We start from the raw sequence: 16,826 nt of genomic DNA on the forward strand, positions 1-16,826 counted from the left end.
GTGTTTTTTGAAAAAAAATTATCACTTGGTCAAATATCACTCACAAAGCCTATTTTTTGATACTTTTTACTACTTTTGGTAGCTCTGCGATACTTTCAATCACCATATCGGCATTCGCAATCGCTTCTTCTGATACCGCTTCACCACTTTTCACTAGAATAGTTGTACCCACTTTTGCTGCTTTCCCTGCTTGCATGTCTGCTAATTTATCTCCCACCATTATAGAAGATGCCATATCTATATTAAGAAATGATTGAGCATCTAGCAGCATGCCGGGTTTAGGTTTACGACAATCGCAATCTTGACGATACTCTTTATCTTTAGCTTCTGGGTGATGAGGGCAAAAATAGATGCCATCCAGATCAACACCGCGGTCGGCTAATGACCAATCCATCCATTCTGTCAGTTGCATAAAACTATCTTCAGAATAGATCCCTCTACCGATGCCTGATTGGTTCGTCACTACGACAAGCGCGTAACCCATTTTCTTTAACTCAGCCATGGCTTCAATGGCACCTTCAATAAATTGAAAGTCATCTATTTTGTGTACATAGCCGTGATCAATATTGATTGTACCGTCTCTATCTAAAAAGATTGCAGGTATGCCTTTACTCACCGATTTACTCCTCAAACTAAATGAGTTTTAAGTATCTCATGAAAAGAAAATAAATGAGAATAGAATAAATAAACCAAACCTTGTTGACTTAGACGTCTAGACGCCTTAACATCCAACCATATTAGATTTAGACATCTAAAAATTGATTCCTATATACTTAGAAGAAATAAATGATAAAGCTCTCAAATATTAATAAAGTTTTCCAGCAAGGAAGCCGTAACATTCAGGCACTTACAGATATTAGCCTGCATGTTCCTGCTGGACAGATCTATGGTGTTATCGGTGCTTCTGGCGCGGGTAAAAGTACGCTAATCCGTTGTGTAAACATGCTTGAACGCCCAACCTCTGGGCAAGTTATCGTTGACGGTCAAGATTTAACGGCTTTACCTGAAAAATCTTTGACGAGAGCACGTCGTGGTATTGGCATGATCTTTCAACATTTTAATTTGCTATCTTCTAGGAACGTATTTGATAACGTGGCACTGCCACTTGAGCTAGATAATACGCCTAAAGATAAAATTAAAGCGCGTGTTAGCGAATTACTGGATCTTGTTGGCCTAACAGAGAAAAAAGATGCTTATCCCGCGAATCTTTCGGGAGGGCAAAAGCAGCGTGTAGCAATCGCGCGTGCATTAGCCAACTCGCCAAAAGTTTTATTATGTGATGAAGCTACGAGTGCACTGGATCCTGCGACAACACGCTCCATCTTAGAGTTACTCAAAGATATAAACCGCCGTTTAGGGCTAACTATTCTCTTAATCACCCATGAAATGGATGTGGTGAAGAATATTTGTGACCAAGTCGCTGTCATTAGTGGCGGTCAGTTGATTGAACAAGATAAAGTGAGTGAAGTTTTCTCTCATCCTAAAACGCCTGTAGCACAAGAGTTTATTAAATCAACGTTGGTCATTGATATTCCTGATGACTATAAAGAACGACTCAAAAATGAACCAGCAGCAGATTTATCGCCTTTATTGAAGCTAGAATTCACAGGGCAATCTGTTGATGCACCACTAATTTCTATGGCTGTTCGTAAATTTGACATCGATATCAATATATTAAGTTCACAAATTGACTATGCCGGTGGCGTAAAATTTGGCGTCATGCTCGCTGAATTACATGGGGTTAATGGCGGTGTTGAAGCAACCATTGAATTTTTGAAAGAGCATCATGTCAAAGTAGAGGTTTTGGGTTATGTCTGATGGAATGATTTCACTGCTTATATCGGGAACGATTGATACTATTATTATGACTTTCGTTTCGGCGATCCTCGGTTTTATCATGGGCGTACCTACAGGGGTTCTACTCTATGTGACTCGCCGAGGGCAAGTCATGGAAAATACGGCTCTTTATGCGGTGATCTCGGCTATAGTGAACATTTTCCGTTCAATACCATTTATTATTCTATTAGTCTGGATAAGCCCATTTACCAAGTTTTTAGTCGGCTCAGCAATCGGCATTGAAGGTGCTATTGTTCCCCTTACTGTTGGTGCAATCCCTTTTATTGCTCGTATGGTTGAAAATACCTTATTAGAAGTACCAAGTGGTTTGATTGAAGCATCCAGAGCCATGGGCGCTACACCACTGCAAATTATTCAAAAGGTTCTATTACCTGAGTCTTTACCTGGGATCATCAACGCTGCAACGATCACCTTAATTATGCTGGTTGGGTATTCTGCAATGGGCGGTGCTGTCGGTTCAGGTGGCCTAGGCCAAATAGCAATGCAGTATGGTTATTACAGTTATAATCCATTAGTGATGAATACCGTACTTGTCCTGTTAGTCATCTTAGTTTTCGCCATTCAATTTACTGGTGAATACTTAATGAAAAAAGTGTCACATAAATAGTCCGTAAAATAGCAGCGCCGTTATTAAGGTGCTATAAAGAAAAGCATTTAAGGGGTATATCTATGTCTATTAAGTTGAAATCTATCGCAGTTGTCGGCGCGCTATTAGGATCATTAGTTCTAGTGGGTTGTGGCGAAAAAGAAAAAGATCCCAATAGCATCAAAGTCGGTGTTATTATGGGGAAAGAGCTAGAAGTTGCTGAAGTTGCACAAAAAGTAGCAAAAGAAAAATATGGTTTGAATGTCGAACTGGTTGCGTTTAATGACTTTGTTCTACCAAACGAAACCTTAAGCAAAGGTGATCTTGATGCCAACGCATTCCAACACAAACCGTATCTTGATCAGCAAATTAAAGATCGTAACTATAAATTAGTGCCTGTAGGTAATACATTTATCTACCCAATCGCGGCATACTCTAAACAAATTAAATCAGTTGATGAACTTGCCGATGGCTCACAAATTGCGTTGCCTAACGATCCAACTAACTTAGGTCGTTCACTACTTCTGCTAGAAAAACAAGGCTTAATTAAACTGAAAGAAGGTACTGGTTTAATGCCGACCGCTTTGGATGTGGTCGAAAACCCTAAGAACTTGAAATTTGTTGAATTAGAAGCACCACAATTGCCACGTGCATTGGATGATAAAAAAATTGCTCTGGCCATCATCAACACAACTTGGGCGAGCAGCGCAACGCCTAAACTAACGCCAGCAAAAGATGGTTTATTTGTAGAAGATAAAGATTCTCCTTATGTCAACATTATTGTGACTCGTGACGATAATAAAGATAATGAGAATGTGAAGAAGTTTGTTCAAGCATATCAATCAGATGAAGTTGCTAAGAAGGCAGATGAAGTCTTTGATGGTGGTGCAGTTAAAGGCTGGTAATCTTTTTTATTAGTAAAAAAGCGATTAATATACTAGGTGGTCAGTGCCACCTAGTATTTTTTGTATTATATAAAGACAACACATAGCAAATATCATTTTCCCAATACCTATAAGACTATAAGATTAAAAAAGGAAAAACTTATGAGATTGTTATTGCTCACCCTAGCAACTTTTGTTCTCGCTGGGTGTGGAATGAATCAATACATTCATCAGGGTCCAAATAAAGGCTTCACAAGTATGAAGCTTTCAAAACCAGTACCAAAAACAGACACCAAACCTAGCACGACAAATGTAAAACTCATGAACAGCCCTGAAGAGCTATTGGGAATGCCATTTAAAGATTTAGGTGTTGTTTCAGGTCAATCATGTCGTGAAAGCCTTCAAAGCCCACCAGCAAATCTGAATACTGCGAAGAAAAGTATGTTAACCAAAGCAGCGTATATCGCCGCCGATGCTGTTGTATTGCATCAATGTCAAACAATGGCTTCTCCTGGTTGCTACCAAGCAACGATTTGTGAAGGTAGTGCGATAAAAATTGTCGAATAAATACCTAATGAAATCGTTCGAATGTAATGTAATTGGGCATATTGAATCCCCCTATAAGGAAAAATTTGCCATCCCACGCCAACCTGGACTTGTTCCAGGTGGCTCGGGGCGATTGCATTTGCATCCTCCCTATAATGATCCTAATTCGATTAGAGGTTTAGACCAGTTCAGCCATATTTGGGTACTATTTGTTTTCCACCAAACCATGCAAGGGGGGTGGAAACCACTAGTGCGCCCTCCTCGGCTTGGTGGTAATGAGAAAATGGGCGTTTTCGCTACACGCTCAACCTTTAGACCAAACCCAATTGGCATGTCATTAATTGAATTAAAAGGAATAAGCCAAAATAATAATCAAATTATTTTGGAGTTAGGGAGTTTAGATTTAGTTGATGGCACTCCAGTCATTGATATCAAACCATACTTACCTTTTGCTGAAGCTATCCCTACAGCGCAGGCTGGTTTTGCTCAAGATGCCCCGGCGGATGATATGCAAGTGATTTTTCATCCCCAAGTTCAGCAAGATTTATTAAAATACCAAACAAGCTACCCTGGGATCGCGCAATTTATACAGCAAGTTCTCATGCAAGATCCACGTCCAGCCTACAAGAAACAGGCTATGACTGAAGAGCGTGACTATGCTGTGCATTTACTCGATTTTAATGTGCGTTGGAGAGTGCTCAATAATATAACAGAAGTGTTCGCCATCGAACCTTATGAAAAAATCGACTAACCCCTTTTGGCAAAGCACGGTCGCTGGTAGACTAGCTGTTTTATCATGCTGCTTTTGCAGCCTAGATTAAGTTGGCAAGAACATTTTTTGCCATCACCCGTTGTTCTAATGGAACCTATACAATGCGTACTAGCAAATATCTGCTCTCAACACTAAAAGAGACTCCTGCAGATGCCGAAGTGATCAGTCACCAATTGATGCTTCGTGCAGGAATGATCCGTAAACTTGCATCTGGCCTTTATGACTGGTTACCGACTGGTGTCCGTGTTCTGCGTAAAGTCGAAAACATTGTCCGTGAAGAAATGGAAAATGCGGGCTCAATTGAAGTGTCTTTGCCCGTTGTTCAACCCGCTGATTTGTGGCAAGAGAGTGGTCGCTGGGAGCAGTATGGTCCTGAATTACTGCGTTTCGCTGATCGTGGCGAGCGCCCTTTCGTTTTAGGTCCAACCCATGAAGAAGTCATTACTGATTTAGTGCGTAATGAAATTACTTCATACAAACAGCTACCACTGAATTTATTCCAAATTCAGACAAAATTCCGTGATGAAGTGCGCCCACGTTTCGGTATCATGCGCTCACGTGAATTTATTATGAAAGATGCTTACTCTTTCCATACATCGCAAGAATCATTGCAAGAAACCTATGATGCAATGTATGAAGCCTACAGCAAAATCTTTACTCGTATCGGTTTTGATTTCCGTGCTGTACAAGCTGACACAGGCTCAATTGGGGGCAGTGCTTCTCACGAATTCCAAGTGCTTGCGCAAAGCGGTGAAGACGATATCGTATTCTCTACAGGCTCTGATTTCGCAGCAAATATTGAGCTGGCTGAAGCCATCACTCCGCTAACACCACGTTCAGCGCCAACAGAAGAAATGCGCCTTGTCGATACACCAAACGCAAAAACTATTGCGGAGTTGGTGGAGCAATTCGGTTTGCCTATCGAAAAAACCGTTAAGACACTCATTGTTAGAGCTAAAAAAGAGTCTGGGCACACATTAGTTGCCTTATTAATTCGTGGCGATCATGAATTAAACGAAGTTAAAGCGGAAAAACACCCATGGATCTCTAGCCCATTAGAGTTTGCATCTGAAGAAGAAATCAAAGCGGCAGTTAAAGCAGCGCCGGGCTCATTAGGCCCTGTCAATATGCCTCTGCCAATGGTGATTGACCGTAGTGTTGCCGTAATGAGTGACTTTAGTGCAGGTGCCAATATCGATGGCAAACACTACTTTGGTATCAACTGGGAACGTGATTTAGCACAACCTGAAACGTTCGATTTACGCAATGTTGTTGAAGGGGATCCAAGCCCAGACGGCAAAGGCACATTGCTGATTAAGCGTGGTATTGAAGTAGGGCATATCTTCCAACTGGGGACTAAGTATTCAGAAGCGATGAAAGCTTCAGTACAAAACGAAGAAGGTCATAATCAAATCGTAACCATGGGTTGCTATGGTATTGGTGTTACGCGTATTGTTGCAGCGGCAATTGAACAGAGCCACGATGAGCGTGGTATCATTTGGCCAGATGCGATTGCGCCATTCCATGTTGCGATCCTGCCGATGAATATGCACAAATCTTATCGAGTCAAAGAAGTCGCGGAAAAACTGTATGCTGACTTAAAAGCACAAGGTATTGACGTTATTTTTGATGACCGTAAGGAGCGCCCAGGCGTTATGTTTGCTGATATGGAGCTTATCGGTGTTCCATACACCATTGTTATTGGCGACCGTAACTTAGACAATAATCAAGTTGAGTATAAAGCTCGCCGTAATGATGAAAAAGCCCTTATCGGTCTTGATAATGTTGTCAGTTTCTTAAAAGAGAAGCTCGCAAATACTGTGCGCTAATCCTTCCTGCCCAACCTATTACCTGATAGGTTGGGCATATTTATGATAAATCTAAATACGAACCAAGTAAAAACCCCTTCTCAGCAATAGCCGCTTTTAAGTTTTTTGACGTTAAAACGTCTAACTCTTTTACTCGGGAATACACATAGCCGCTATTTAATAATTCATTATCAATAAATGCGGGATGGCACATTATTTCGAGTGAACGCTCCCCTCGTTGCTTTGCCTTATGGAGTATTTCTAAAAAAAGCGACTCTGATATGCTATTTGGCTCCCCATAAAAGTCAGCGGAAAACGCATCTGTTGTACGTACTTGAGTATTTTTTATTTTATTGTGGTAACCGACCCGTAATGCTATCCCTTTTTGATTGGCGAAATCGACCATTAAAGGATAAAGGGACGCCATCATATGTACATGATGATGGCTATCAATGTGGCTGGGGGGTTTACCAAAAATATCAATAAACTGATTATATTGGCAGTGTAGCTCTTGCACTATTTCGGCTATAGGAAGTTGATCTGATTTTTCCATCTCCCATATCCACTTCCCTAATATACCGTTACGCACAAGCGAAGGCATTGGTGAACACGGTTTCCCCATTGTAAGGACAAAATGCATTCCTACAGCCAATAATGGCTGCTCTGTGGCTAATTGTGCCGCATGTTGGATACTAGGCATATTTACCATGGCCGTAGTTGATGTCACAATACCATTTCGATGAGCCTCTAAGATCCCATAATTGACTGACTTACATAAGCCAAAATCATCTGCGTTCACAATAAGTAAACTCGTCATACTGCAATGCCATTAAGATGGGGTTTATTCGCACTCCCCTCTTCTTCAAGATATTTAATTACCTTAGAAAAATTCGGTAAATAATGTTTATGGGCTAAAAGAAGTGCTTTAGCCATATCCCGAGCATCATTGTCTGAATGAACTAAAGGATTTAAGTTCATTGCTAATAAAAGCTCATTAAAATCGCCACTCACTGCCGCTTGGCTCGCGGCTATTTCAAATTCTTTGATGCTATAAATTAAGCCGAGAACTTTTTCATCGAACTGAGTCACTCTTTCGTGCGGTGTAACGCCATTACGCCCTAATTTACAGGTCATTTCGACAACCCAATTTGCAGGGATATTACTAATATGGCCGTTATGGGGAATATTCACATAATGCTCGGTCTGCTTGTCATTATACAGTGCATTTATCACTTCACAGGCGGCATCTGAATAATAAGCTCCCCCCCGCAATTCAAGCTGTTTTGGTTTAATTTTTAATTCGGGATCTTGGTATAATTCAAAAAGCTCTTTTTCAATTTTTTGTACAACTTGCGCTCTGGTGCCTTCTTTATAGAATTCCGCCATTTCAATCGCGAGCATTTCTTTATACTTAAAATAGTACTGTAAGTATGAGCATGGAATTAATTTCAAGGCCTTCAATAACCCACTATCAAAGGGTAAACCTGTAATATTTTTTACCGAGCTTGCTTTATAAGCTTTCGAAATAATGCCATTAAGTACTTCATCAAAGCGAGACACGCCGTCGACAAAAATATCTTTGATAAATACCATATGATTTAAACCAAAAAGCGTTATCGACAAATTATTTTTTTTTGTTAAACCGAGCACATCCGTAATAAACATTTTCAGGCCAATTGGAATATTACAAACGCCTATAAAACGTCTAAATTGCGTATGCCGGTATACTGCTTCGGTTATCATTCCTGCTGGATTGGTAAAATTAATCACCCAGGCTTGGGGGCAGAGAGCTTCAATATCTTTAAGGATCTCAAAAATTACCGGAATGGTACGTAACCCTTTAAATAAGCCTCCCACTCCATTCGTTTCTTGCCCTAAGTATCCATATTGTAATGGTATTACTTCATCTTTCTCTCTCGCTTTTAATAACCCGACACGTAGCTGTGTCGTCACAAAATCAGCATCCTTTAGTGCAGCTTTGCGGTCTAATGTTTTATAGAGTTTTAACGGTATATTGGCATTTTTTATCATGCGCAACCCTAGCTCATAAATGATATCGAGTTTTTCTTTTCCTTCTTCAATATCAACCAGCCAAAGTTCACTAATCGGTAGTTCATGATAACGTTTAATAAAACCATCTATTAATTCAGGAGTGTAACTGCTTCCACCACCAATAGTGACGACTTTTAATTTATGCACCATATTAACACCTACCTATTTTATTAATAAACATTGGCTATCATTTTCACTGGATATCTTTAATAAAAATTTGACTGTAGGCTTTTTCTATATTCACTTGGTGTTAATGATGTCGCCTCTTTAAATTTTTTCACAAATAAACTAGGGCTACTGTAACCTGATTCAAATGCAATATCAGTGATTGAATAATTTGTAATTTCTAGCTGTTTTTTAGCAAAATTAATTCTAATTTCATTAATGATTTGCATTGGCGTTTTTCCGCAATAGCGCTTTGTGGCACGAGTTAAATACTCTTGTGACTTCCCTGTTATTGTCACCATATTTTCTAACGCATTTTCATTAAACATTGCAATTTCATGCATTTCTTCAATCGTGTTTTTTAGCCATTGTGGCGTATCATCATAGACTTTGCTTTCTCTATAATGACGTAGTCTATTGACCACATTAAAGGTTACTACCTCAATAAACTCATTAAATTCACTATCACGAAAGTTTAATGACGCAATCACTGATTCTATATAAGCCATAAATTCATTTTTTAATGGGTAGGCTTGAGAGGCAACAAAAAATGATGGTAATAAGGGTGAAAAATATTTTTCGAAGAATGACTTTCTTATACCAACATTTAAAATTCTTGTTGCTCCAAAGTCATAGAAACTTTCATGATGAGAGCCAATTGGCAGAAAAACAAAATTCCCTCGTTCAAGCAATACTTTTCTGCCATTAATTTTTTGATAATAACGCCCTGTTAGGACAATCGTATATTCATAATAATCATGCTGATGCAGCCCTGTTGCACTTTCTGTTTTATTATAAATAACAACATGGAAATCCTTGTCATTAAATATATCATTCTCATAGACCATTTTAATCTCTATATTTGAGTTATTAACATTTAGTGTCGGCTGCATCATCATCCCCTTTATTTAATTTATTTTTTTATGGACTTCGATTAACTCCGTGATCAATTCACGAGCAAGTATCGTATTCATTAAGTGATCTTGAGCATGAACAAGTATTAAACTCACTTTAATTTTGCCTTCCCCCATATCCGTCTCTATCATTTTTGTCTGCACTTTATGGGCTTCAGTTAAGGCTTCTTTTGAATCTTCCATTAGCTCCATCGCCTCAACAAACTTGCCTTCCTTGGCATAAGTTAACGCTTTATAAGCGAGGCTTCTTGCCCTACCAGAATTAATGATTAACCCCATCACTACTTCTTCCAGACTGTCAGCAGAGAGTGTTCCATTACTATCTATGTCAATCATAACTTCCCCATTTATTATTCATTTTTAATATATTTAAAACTTCAATGCATTTTTGATCTCTTCTTCACTTTCCGTATTATTTGCAATAGTTTGCGCCTTATTAGAAATAATAACGAAAGGTAAATAAACAAGAACAGAAATACCAAGGTTAAACAGTGCTAAAAATAAAGCAGAAATATTACCATTTGTGTTAAAGAATGCGCCTAATCCTGTTGGCATAGTCCATGGACCTATATTCGTAATCGGCGGAATAATACCTACATAATAGGCAATCACCGTGATTGCGGCTAACAGAGGTTGAATAATGATAAATGGAATAAAAAGGATTGGGTTCATGATCACAGGGATCCCAAATATAATTGGTTCATTAATTTGAAATATCCCCGCTGGTAACCCTAATTTAGCGACCTGCCGATAATCTGCTCGCCGTGAGGCTATAAATATGGCAATAATTAATCCAAGCGTAGCGCCTGTTCCACCAAGGAAAACATAGGAGTCTAATAAAGGTTTTGCCCACAGATGAAATGTCTGACCCGCCTCAATCGCATCATTAACCGAACCATATTGATTATATAACGCGACATTTTCTAGCGCCCAAGGCGTCATAATCCCTGAGTCTAGTGCTGTAAGAGCCAAAGCACCATGAATACCAAAGAACCATAATAGTGAGGTGAAAATCGTATACGCCCAACCGACAACCCCTCCCAGAGAAGCTAATGGGGTTGAGATAGTATCCATAATAAATTGATGGAAGTGAGTCGCTTGCCCTGCTAGCACCCATGCAATAATCCCTACCACTAATAGTATCAGGAAACCTGGCACTAATGCAGAAAAGGAGCGGCTAACTGCTGGCGGTACTGTATCCGGTAATGTAATTACCCAGTTACGGCGGACAATAAAGGTAAAAGCTTCAGCAATAACTAAGCCAATGATAATACCTGAAATAATATTTGCGCCACCTAGCCAATTCGCACCGATAGCATAGGCTCCATTCACATCAAATGGTGTAACAGCCACAAAGGCTGCTATCGCAATAATTCCTGCCGCTATAGAGTCCACTTTGCGTTCTTCAGCGAGAGCCATAGCAATAAAAAAAGGCGTCATTAAAGACATAATCCCTAATGTACCGTTATATACATTACCGCCGATGCCTTTAAACTTATTAATGAACTCTATTGTTTCTGGTGATAGACGAACACCTAATGAATAGAAAAACGACCCTTCATTAAAACTCAGAAAAACGTTATTAATCAAAACAAACATTGCCCCAATTAACACTAATGGCATTAATCTAATAAAACCATTTTTTATTGCATTGATATGAGGTTGATTACCCAATTTTAATGCGATCGGAAGCAATACTTTTTCAAGAGAAGAGAGCATATGATCCATAGAATATCCTTAGATACTTTAATCACATATCTTGTTTGTATGCATAAGACGACCATAGCAAATAGATAAATAACTGAAGTTGTAACAAACTATAATTGATTAACGTGATTTATTTTTTATTGATGCGACCGCTGCTTTTAAAACACCTAAGCCATCAACTTTTCCATATAAAACCGAATCAATAACTTCAACATTTTTAGTTGGCAGTAAACGCTGGATTTCGGAATGCTTCCAAGCAATTTGAGGACCAAGTAAAACGAGATCAGCATCATTCCCTTTTTGGAGGACAAGCGTTTCAGAAAAAGCTTCTATAACAACGGGAACCTCATACTTTTCAGCTTGTTGCCTCATTTTAGAGACAAGTAGTGAGGTTGACATCCCAGCGGAACAAAACAAGTAAATAAGCTTCTTTTCCACAGTAATCCTCTCAATCATATCGTTCACTTAAAATACCTACCTCTCGCATCAGATATTTTTACGTTTTTTTGTTATCTAAATTCAGCTTGCGTCATTCGCGAGTTGCTTTTAGTTGAAGACATTATACGTAATATCCCTTGTAATGAATATTTCAGGGTTACAGTGAATTGTTTCTGATTGACTAATCGTTATGACGTTCTTCACATTTCATATAAATATATTATTGATAAAAAATATCAATTAATCATATTTTTATTATTATAAATTAAGTAATAATTTAAATTTTCTATTTTTATCCACTTATCAAAAAAAATATCGGCTCAAATTGAGCCGATATTTATTATTTTAATAATAGATTAAATCTATTTATTTACATGCGCTCGATTTATCAAACATAATATCACCTGTTTGCACTAACGCAGGATCAAATTTACCGTCTTCCATTGATGGCCTTACCGTATAGTAACCTTCAATTTCAGCATAAACAGGCGTTCCACCTGTCACACCTGTTGCACTATAACCTTTCTCAAGCTCTATCCCTGTTGCAGTATAAGTACGGCCTGTTTTACATTCGGTAAATGTTGCTGCATCAGCAAAGTAGCGGTATTCACCTGTTTTTTTGCTTGGTGCGACTTGCGTTAGCGTATAATTCAGTTGTGATTGAATTTTGTTGCCTTCCTGATCAAGCAAGACCATTGATTTATCATCTGCCGATGGTGCAAAGTACGCGCGCTCACCATTTGCATTCGTCATGCGTAATTTATCGCCATCTTTTGCCCATGTGCCCGTTTCATAAAATGTTTGGTCACCATCGCGAGACCCTAAATATACTAATTGCTCTACGTATGTACCATCTTGGTTAACCAGTAGAGTGGCCTCAATTCCAGAACAATCCGCACACGGTAAAATGCCTGTATATGCTCTATCAATATAAGTTACGCTAGGTTGTTTAACGGCTGTTTGGCAACCCACTAATGTCATCACACCGGTCGCCATTAATGCTAAGAATAGTGACTTTTTCATTACCTTTATCTCCTAACAGTTCAATTCTTATATTTTTAGTCTATATCTAATCATAACATTTTATGCAGAGAAAAATGGCGAGATTATTATATTTCGGACTTTACTGATATTAGTTCATTTTTTACCACATACGTTAATCATGAATTTACGTTTTCATCTATTGCTGATTATTGTTATTAAAATTACTGTGCTATTATCCTATGAAGCACATGATGCTTGGTAAAAAATAGTCAAGGCGGCAATAACCGCCACTAACATAGTGGTGAGGGAATATGTCTACAGATACTGAATATCAACCTATCAATTGTGATGATTACGAATATCTTGAAATCGCGTGCCAACGCCAATTGAAACTGGAAATTAAACTTCATGGCGGCGAAATCATTGAGGGGAAGGCCAGCGACTTGCTCTTGCGTAAAAAAGTTGAGTACCTAATCTTAGAGACTCAAGATGGAACAAAAGAGCTTCGTTTGGATCATATCAACACCTTCAGTCATCCTGAGATCGGCACTATCGTTGTCGATTGCTCTCACTAAAGCTCATACTCCATTGAGCCCCTCTACGCCCCTTATGAATGGTCACTGTCATAAGGGGCTCTCTATTTTATTTACACCTCTATTTGATATTCATCGAACTTATCCCAATGGAAGGCAACCCCAATTTCCTCATCTGCAACGAGGCCTTCAGGAGTGATAAAGCACCCAATGGCGGTAATTAATTGTTCATCATAATAAACTAGTGGGGTTCTTTCTCGCATCCAAGGAGAGATACCAAGCTCTTGCCAGATTTTTTTGCTACTTCTTGAATGCGTCCTACCCACAATGTTCAATGTGCCTTGTAAGCCAAAACGAACGGTCACTTTTTCTGTTGGCAGAGGCGGGCGAATTTGCCCTTCATCGGCAATAATCTCAAGTCGCCCTAATCCTTCAGGCAAAATAAAAGGTTGGGGATAATCCCAGCAAAATTGTTGCCCTAATAACGGGTTGATACGACGTACAATCCATAATGCGCCTTGGTATCGACGAATATCGACATGGCCTAACTGACAAATCGGCTCAGCATCCTGACGGGCTAGCGCCACTTCTTGCCAAATGCGTTGTAGTTGATGGTAAGGTGGCATTGGCAAGCGGTGTAGACCAACCCAACGCCTAAGTAGCGCGTTACGTTTCGCTGGGCTGCAATCATGCAAGTTATCAATAAATAGACCACCGCGATAATCCATCATTTCATCCAGCGCATCTTGTAATAGCTCATCAAGCAGCGATTCCTGTTCAGCACATAAGGATGCACTACGCGAAACTGCGGCGGCAAAATGAGGCCAACGCTCAGTTAAAGTCGGCATAATATGTAACCGAAGGAAATTGCGATCATAACGATCGTCTTGATTACTGTCATCTTCGACCCACGTTAACGGGCATTCACGTGCATAATTTTCCAGATCGCCGCGAGATATTGCTAATAACGGACGTAGTAACCACGTTTCCCCTTTTTCTGCATAAAATGGTGACAATTCGGGCATTGACGAAAGCCCAGCAGGTCCACTGCCACGCTTTAATGCCAACATAAAGGTTTCTGCTTGGTCATCAAGGTGCTGAGCGGTGGCTATGATTTCCCCCTCTGCCAACTCGTTTCGGTAAGCCTGATAACGCGCCTCACGAGCAGCCGCTTCAATACCACGATTTGAAGGATCAACTGTAACATGCGTGCAGACAAAGGGAATATGCCACTGTTCACACAAGTGTTGGCAGTGAGCTTCCCAATCGTCGGCCCTAACGTTAAGCCCATGATGAATGTGAATAGCCCGGATCTCTAACGAGGGAAGCTGATATTTTTTGATTTGGTAAAGTGCATGCAGCAATACGGTTGAATCTACGCCCCCGCTAAATCCCACCAGTATTTTTCGAAAATGACCTATTTTGTTGAGCACCTGCTCTATAATTGCTTGCGGCTGTAGCGCCATGAATCTGCCCTTCTTTACGCTAATATGATTGCTTTCTCTTCTGACCAACACATAACACACCAGAAACGATAACTAGCAATACACCGATGATATAAGCGATTTCAAACGGATCACTTAAAATGACCACCAACCAAAGTACGGATAATACTGGGGATAAAAATACGATGGAGGCAATTTTTGCAGAATGTCCCGTATTCATCGCCTTAAACCATAAAATGTAAGAAACACCGTTAATGAGCACCCCGTTGATTACCGTCGGCCAAAATGCAGCTTTGGAAGGTAATTGTAGTTCACTAAATGACAGTAGTAACACCAATGAAGTTAACGTTGAAAAGATAAATAACCAAACTGTACTAATATAAGGGTCAATCGAATATTGCCGTGAGAACACCGACATCAGTGCGAAACAAAATGCACCACTAAATACGAATAACAGAGCCACCGGATCCTCAACCTGTAGTTGAGTAATATGCCCTTTGGTAAAAGTGATAATCACTGCAATAAACCCGATAATCACGCCCACAATTTGCCTGCCAGCTAGCTTATCTTTTAATAAAAAGACCGACAGCAAGATAATGATTAAAGGCCAACTATACTGGATCACTAATACTGCAATACCATTTTCAATGGCGTAACCGTAATAAAGAAGCAAATAAAATAAGCAATCTAAAAAGCCAAGCACAAAGACTTTAAGGAGGATATCACGAGGAAGAATAAACAATTTGGTTGGCTTATAACCCGCGATCAGTGCAACCAGTATTACTGACATCGCTGAAATAAGATTAGACCAAAATAAAAATTGAAAGCTATCTAAACCATTTTGCCCAAACCGAGAAACAATTGGGATAAAACTCCATATTAATACACACATCAAGGCGTAAATTAAGTAGTTATATTGCCTCATTCTTATCTCTTATTTATGTCAGTTTTTAATCGGAAAAGTGACATCAACTTTGGAACGACCGTCGCTGCCTATATTCATTATTTTAGCAAAAACAATAAAGTGCTTATGTGGTTAACTACCCTATCAAAGTTACCAATTAATCACCAGCTTAACTAGATTTCACGACTCAAAGAGCGAGATGCACGAATAAAAAACGGGAGCTGGCTATCCCAAACTCCCGTTTTTACTTTGCTAATAGGTCTTAATTAGCAATAGCCATATTCCATTAAACGCTGGTAGCGACGATTTTTTAATGCTTCTTCATCTAGCTCAAGCAATTCGTCTAAATCTTCGACGATACGTGCTTTTAAAGACGCCGCAACTTCATCGTAACTGCGGTGTGCGCCACCTAACGGCTCAGTGACCACATTATCAATAAGTTTCAACTCTTTAAGACGAGATGCGGTGATCCCCATTGCTTCTGCCGCTAATGGCGCTTTATCAGCGCTTTTCCACAGAATAGATGCACAACCTTCTGGAGAGATAACGGAATAGGTGCTGTATTGCAGCATATTCACTTTATCACCTACGCCGATAGCCAGCGCGCCACCAGACCCACCTTCACCAATAACGGTACAGATAACTGGCACTGATAAGCGAGACATTTCACGCAAGTTACGTGCAATGGCTTCCGACTGACCACGCTCTTCCGCGCCAACACCTGGGTAAGCCCCCGGAGTATCAATAAAGGTAATAATAGGTAAGTTGAAACGATCGGCCATTTCCATCAAGCGTAATGCCTTACGATAGCCTTCTGGTGCTGGCATACCAAAGTTACGGCGAATTTTTTCTTTTGTCTCACGCCCTTTTTGATGGCCAATAACCATAACAGGACGACCGTCCAAACGTGCAATACCGCCAACAATAGCTTTATCATCGGCATAAGCACGATCACCAGCGAGTTCTTGGAAGTCAGTAAATATACGAGAAATATAATCTAATGTATAAGGACGGCGTGGATGACGAGCAAGTTTAGCAATTTGCCATGCACCCAGATCAGAGAAAATCTTACGCGTCAGTTCAACACTTTTTTCACGTAAACGAGCAACCTCGTCATCTAGGTTGACTTCTAAATTGTTGTCTTGACGGCTAACTGCAGTCAGCGAATCAATTTTCGCTTCCAATTCAGCAATTGGCTGTTCAAAATCAAGAAAATCCAGACTCATAATAT

General features: G+C 39.7%; 18 protein-coding genes. 7 read left to right on the plus strand and 11 right to left on the minus strand.

Features of this window, described 5'->3' with window-relative positions; translation table 11 throughout:
* Positions 1–49 precede the first annotated feature (49 nt).
* Positions 50–616, minus strand: a complete 567-nt coding sequence (gene gmhB / locus PR699_RS16610; protein WP_004916695.1) for a D-glycero-beta-D-manno-heptose 1,7-bisphosphate 7-phosphatase — start codon at positions 614–616, stop codon at positions 50–52.
* A 170-nt stretch (positions 617–786) separates the two neighbouring features.
* Between gmhB and metN the strand changes: the two genes are divergently transcribed.
* The 6 genes from metN (at position 787) to proS (ending at position 6,474) form a co-directional block, all read left to right on the plus strand.
* Positions 787–1,818 (plus strand): methionine ABC transporter ATP-binding protein MetN, encoded by a 1,032-nt coding sequence (gene metN, locus PR699_RS16615; protein ID WP_004916698.1) that lies wholly within the window; start codon positions 787–789, stop codon positions 1,816–1,818.
* Entirely contained in the window at positions 1,811–2,464 is a 654-nt protein-coding gene (gene metI, locus PR699_RS16620) for a methionine ABC transporter permease MetI (RefSeq protein ID WP_004916702.1), read from the plus strand. The genes metN and metI overlap by 8 nt, the downstream gene beginning before the upstream one ends.
* Positions 2,465–2,526: 62 nt before the next feature.
* The gene (locus PR699_RS16625; protein WP_004916705.1) at positions 2,527–3,348 is read left to right on the plus strand and encodes a MetQ/NlpA family lipoprotein; all 822 of its coding nucleotides are present in this window, start codon (positions 2,527–2,529) and stop codon (positions 3,346–3,348) included.
* 141 nt (positions 3,349–3,489) lie between these two features.
* Positions 3,490–3,894 carry an Rcs stress response system protein RcsF gene (gene rcsF, locus PR699_RS16630; RefSeq protein ID WP_004916709.1) on the plus strand — a complete coding sequence of 135 codons (405 nt, stop codon included), beginning with the start codon at positions 3,490–3,492 and terminating at the stop codon, positions 3,892–3,894.
* Between the two features lie 7 nt (positions 3,895–3,901).
* Complete coding sequence (gene tsaA / locus PR699_RS16635) at positions 3,902–4,624, plus strand: tRNA (N6-threonylcarbamoyladenosine(37)-N6)-methyltransferase TrmO (protein WP_004916712.1); 723 nt, start codon at positions 3,902–3,904, stop codon at positions 4,622–4,624.
* A gap of 122 nt (positions 4,625–4,746) precedes the next feature.
* Entirely contained in the window at positions 4,747–6,474 is a 1,728-nt protein-coding gene (proS, locus tag PR699_RS16640) for a proline--tRNA ligase (protein WP_004916715.1), read from the plus strand.
* A 40-nt stretch (positions 6,475–6,514) separates the two neighbouring features.
* On the opposite strand, the gene chbG is transcribed toward proS, so the two are convergent.
* The 7 genes from chbG to nlpE all read right to left on the minus strand — a co-directional run bounded on the left by chbG (position 6,515) and on the right by nlpE (position 12,752).
* Entirely contained in the window at positions 6,515–7,270 is a 756-nt protein-coding gene (gene chbG, locus PR699_RS16645) for a chitin disaccharide deacetylase (protein WP_072502894.1), read from the minus strand.
* The gene (locus PR699_RS16650) at positions 7,267–8,655 is read right to left on the minus strand and encodes a 6-phospho-beta-glucosidase (protein ID WP_053110900.1); all 1,389 of its coding nucleotides are present in this window, start codon (positions 8,653–8,655) and stop codon (positions 7,267–7,269) included. The genes chbG and PR699_RS16650 overlap by 4 nt, the downstream gene beginning before the upstream one ends.
* 56 nt (positions 8,656–8,711) lie before the next feature.
* Positions 8,712–9,530 carry a transcriptional regulator ChbR gene (gene chbR, locus PR699_RS16655; RefSeq protein ID WP_040133363.1) on the minus strand — a complete coding sequence of 273 codons (819 nt, stop codon included), beginning with the start codon at positions 9,528–9,530 and terminating at the stop codon, positions 8,712–8,714.
* A 48-nt stretch (positions 9,531–9,578) separates the two neighbouring features.
* Positions 9,579–9,920: a PTS N,N'-diacetylchitobiose transporter subunit IIA gene (gene chbA / locus PR699_RS16660; protein ID WP_004916722.1), complete on the minus strand. Its 342-nt coding sequence runs from the start codon at positions 9,918–9,920 to the stop codon at positions 9,579–9,581.
* A 33-nt stretch (positions 9,921–9,953) separates the two neighbouring features.
* Positions 9,954–11,312 (minus strand): PTS N,N'-diacetylchitobiose transporter subunit IIC, encoded by a 1,359-nt coding sequence (gene chbC, locus PR699_RS16665; RefSeq protein WP_004916725.1) that lies wholly within the window; start codon positions 11,310–11,312, stop codon positions 9,954–9,956.
* A 99-nt stretch (positions 11,313–11,411) separates the two neighbouring features.
* Positions 11,412–11,729 carry a PTS sugar transporter subunit IIB gene (locus PR699_RS16670; RefSeq protein WP_053110933.1) on the minus strand — a complete coding sequence of 106 codons (318 nt, stop codon included), beginning with the start codon at positions 11,727–11,729 and terminating at the stop codon, positions 11,412–11,414.
* 366 nt (positions 11,730–12,095) lie between these two features.
* Positions 12,096–12,752, minus strand: coding sequence for an envelope stress response activation lipoprotein NlpE (nlpE, locus tag PR699_RS16675; RefSeq protein ID WP_004916731.1), 657 nt, complete (start codon positions 12,750–12,752; stop codon positions 12,096–12,098).
* A gap of 272 nt (positions 12,753–13,024) precedes the next feature.
* Here nlpE and rof point away from each other — a divergent pair, with 272 nt between their 5' ends.
* Positions 13,025–13,288: a Rho-binding antiterminator gene (gene rof / locus PR699_RS16680; RefSeq protein ID WP_004916733.1), complete on the plus strand. Its 264-nt coding sequence runs from the start codon at positions 13,025–13,027 to the stop codon at positions 13,286–13,288.
* Positions 13,289–13,359: 71 nt separating this feature from the next.
* On the opposite strand, the gene tilS is transcribed toward rof, so the two are convergent.
* The 3 genes from tilS to accA form a co-directional block, all read right to left on the minus strand.
* Positions 13,360–14,712, minus strand: a complete 1,353-nt coding sequence (tilS, locus tag PR699_RS16685) for a tRNA lysidine(34) synthetase TilS (protein ID WP_014657690.1) — start codon at positions 14,710–14,712, stop codon at positions 13,360–13,362.
* A 19-nt stretch (positions 14,713–14,731) separates the two neighbouring features.
* The gene (locus PR699_RS16690; RefSeq protein ID WP_014657689.1) at positions 14,732–15,616 is read right to left on the minus strand and encodes a DMT family transporter; all 885 of its coding nucleotides are present in this window, start codon (positions 15,614–15,616) and stop codon (positions 14,732–14,734) included.
* Between the two features lie 245 nt (positions 15,617–15,861).
* On the minus strand, positions 15,862–16,821 hold the full coding sequence (gene accA / locus PR699_RS16695; RefSeq protein ID WP_004916741.1) for an acetyl-CoA carboxylase carboxyl transferase subunit alpha: 960 nt from the start codon (positions 16,819–16,821) through the stop codon (positions 15,862–15,864).
* Positions 16,822–16,826: the final 5 nt, after the last annotated feature.

It is taken from the genome of Providencia sp. PROV268, assembly GCF_028477805.1.
In the GTDB taxonomy this organism is placed as follows: domain Bacteria; phylum Pseudomonadota; class Gammaproteobacteria; order Enterobacterales; family Enterobacteriaceae; genus Providencia; species Providencia stuartii.

What these genes read in the sequence shown, in the direction of transcription:
- metN (WP_004916698.1), top strand. Translation starts at nt 787, where the DNA reads ATGATAAAGCTCTCAAATATTAATAAAGTTTTCCAGCAAGGAAGCCGT.
- metI (WP_004916702.1), top strand. Translation starts at nt 1,811, where the DNA reads ATGTCTGATGGAATGATTTCACTGCTTATATCGGGAACGATTGATACT.
- PR699_RS16625 (WP_004916705.1), top strand. Translation starts at nt 2,527, where the DNA reads ATGTCTATTAAGTTGAAATCTATCGCAGTTGTCGGCGCGCTATTAGGA.
- rcsF (WP_004916709.1), top strand. Translation starts at nt 3,490, where the DNA reads ATGAGATTGTTATTGCTCACCCTAGCAACTTTTGTTCTCGCTGGGTGT.
- tsaA (WP_004916712.1), top strand. Translation starts at nt 3,902, where the DNA reads ATGAAATCGTTCGAATGTAATGTAATTGGGCATATTGAATCCCCCTAT.
- proS (WP_004916715.1), top strand. Translation starts at nt 4,747, where the DNA reads ATGCGTACTAGCAAATATCTGCTCTCAACACTAAAAGAGACTCCTGCA.
- chbG (WP_072502894.1), bottom strand. Translation starts at nt 7,270, where the DNA reads ATGACGAGTTTACTTATTGTGAACGCAGATGATTTTGGCTTATGTAAG.
- PR699_RS16650 (WP_053110900.1), bottom strand. Translation starts at nt 8,655, where the DNA reads ATGGTGCATAAATTAAAAGTCGTCACTATTGGTGGTGGAAGCAGTTAC.
- chbA (WP_004916722.1), bottom strand. Translation starts at nt 9,920, where the DNA reads ATGATTGACATAGATAGTAATGGAACACTCTCTGCTGACAGTCTGGAA.
- chbC (WP_004916725.1), bottom strand. Translation starts at nt 11,312, where the DNA reads ATGGATCATATGCTCTCTTCTCTTGAAAAAGTATTGCTTCCGATCGCA.
- nlpE (WP_004916731.1), bottom strand. Translation starts at nt 12,752, where the DNA reads ATGAAAAAGTCACTATTCTTAGCATTAATGGCGACCGGTGTGATGACA.
- rof (WP_004916733.1), top strand. Translation starts at nt 13,025, where the DNA reads ATGTCTACAGATACTGAATATCAACCTATCAATTGTGATGATTACGAA.
- tilS (WP_014657690.1), bottom strand. Translation starts at nt 14,712, where the DNA reads ATGGCGCTACAGCCGCAAGCAATTATAGAGCAGGTGCTCAACAAAATA.
- PR699_RS16690 (WP_014657689.1), bottom strand. Translation starts at nt 15,616, where the DNA reads ATGAGGCAATATAACTACTTAATTTACGCCTTGATGTGTGTATTAATA.
- accA (WP_004916741.1), bottom strand. Translation starts at nt 16,821, where the DNA reads ATGAGTCTGGATTTTCTTGATTTTGAACAGCCAATTGCTGAATTGGAA.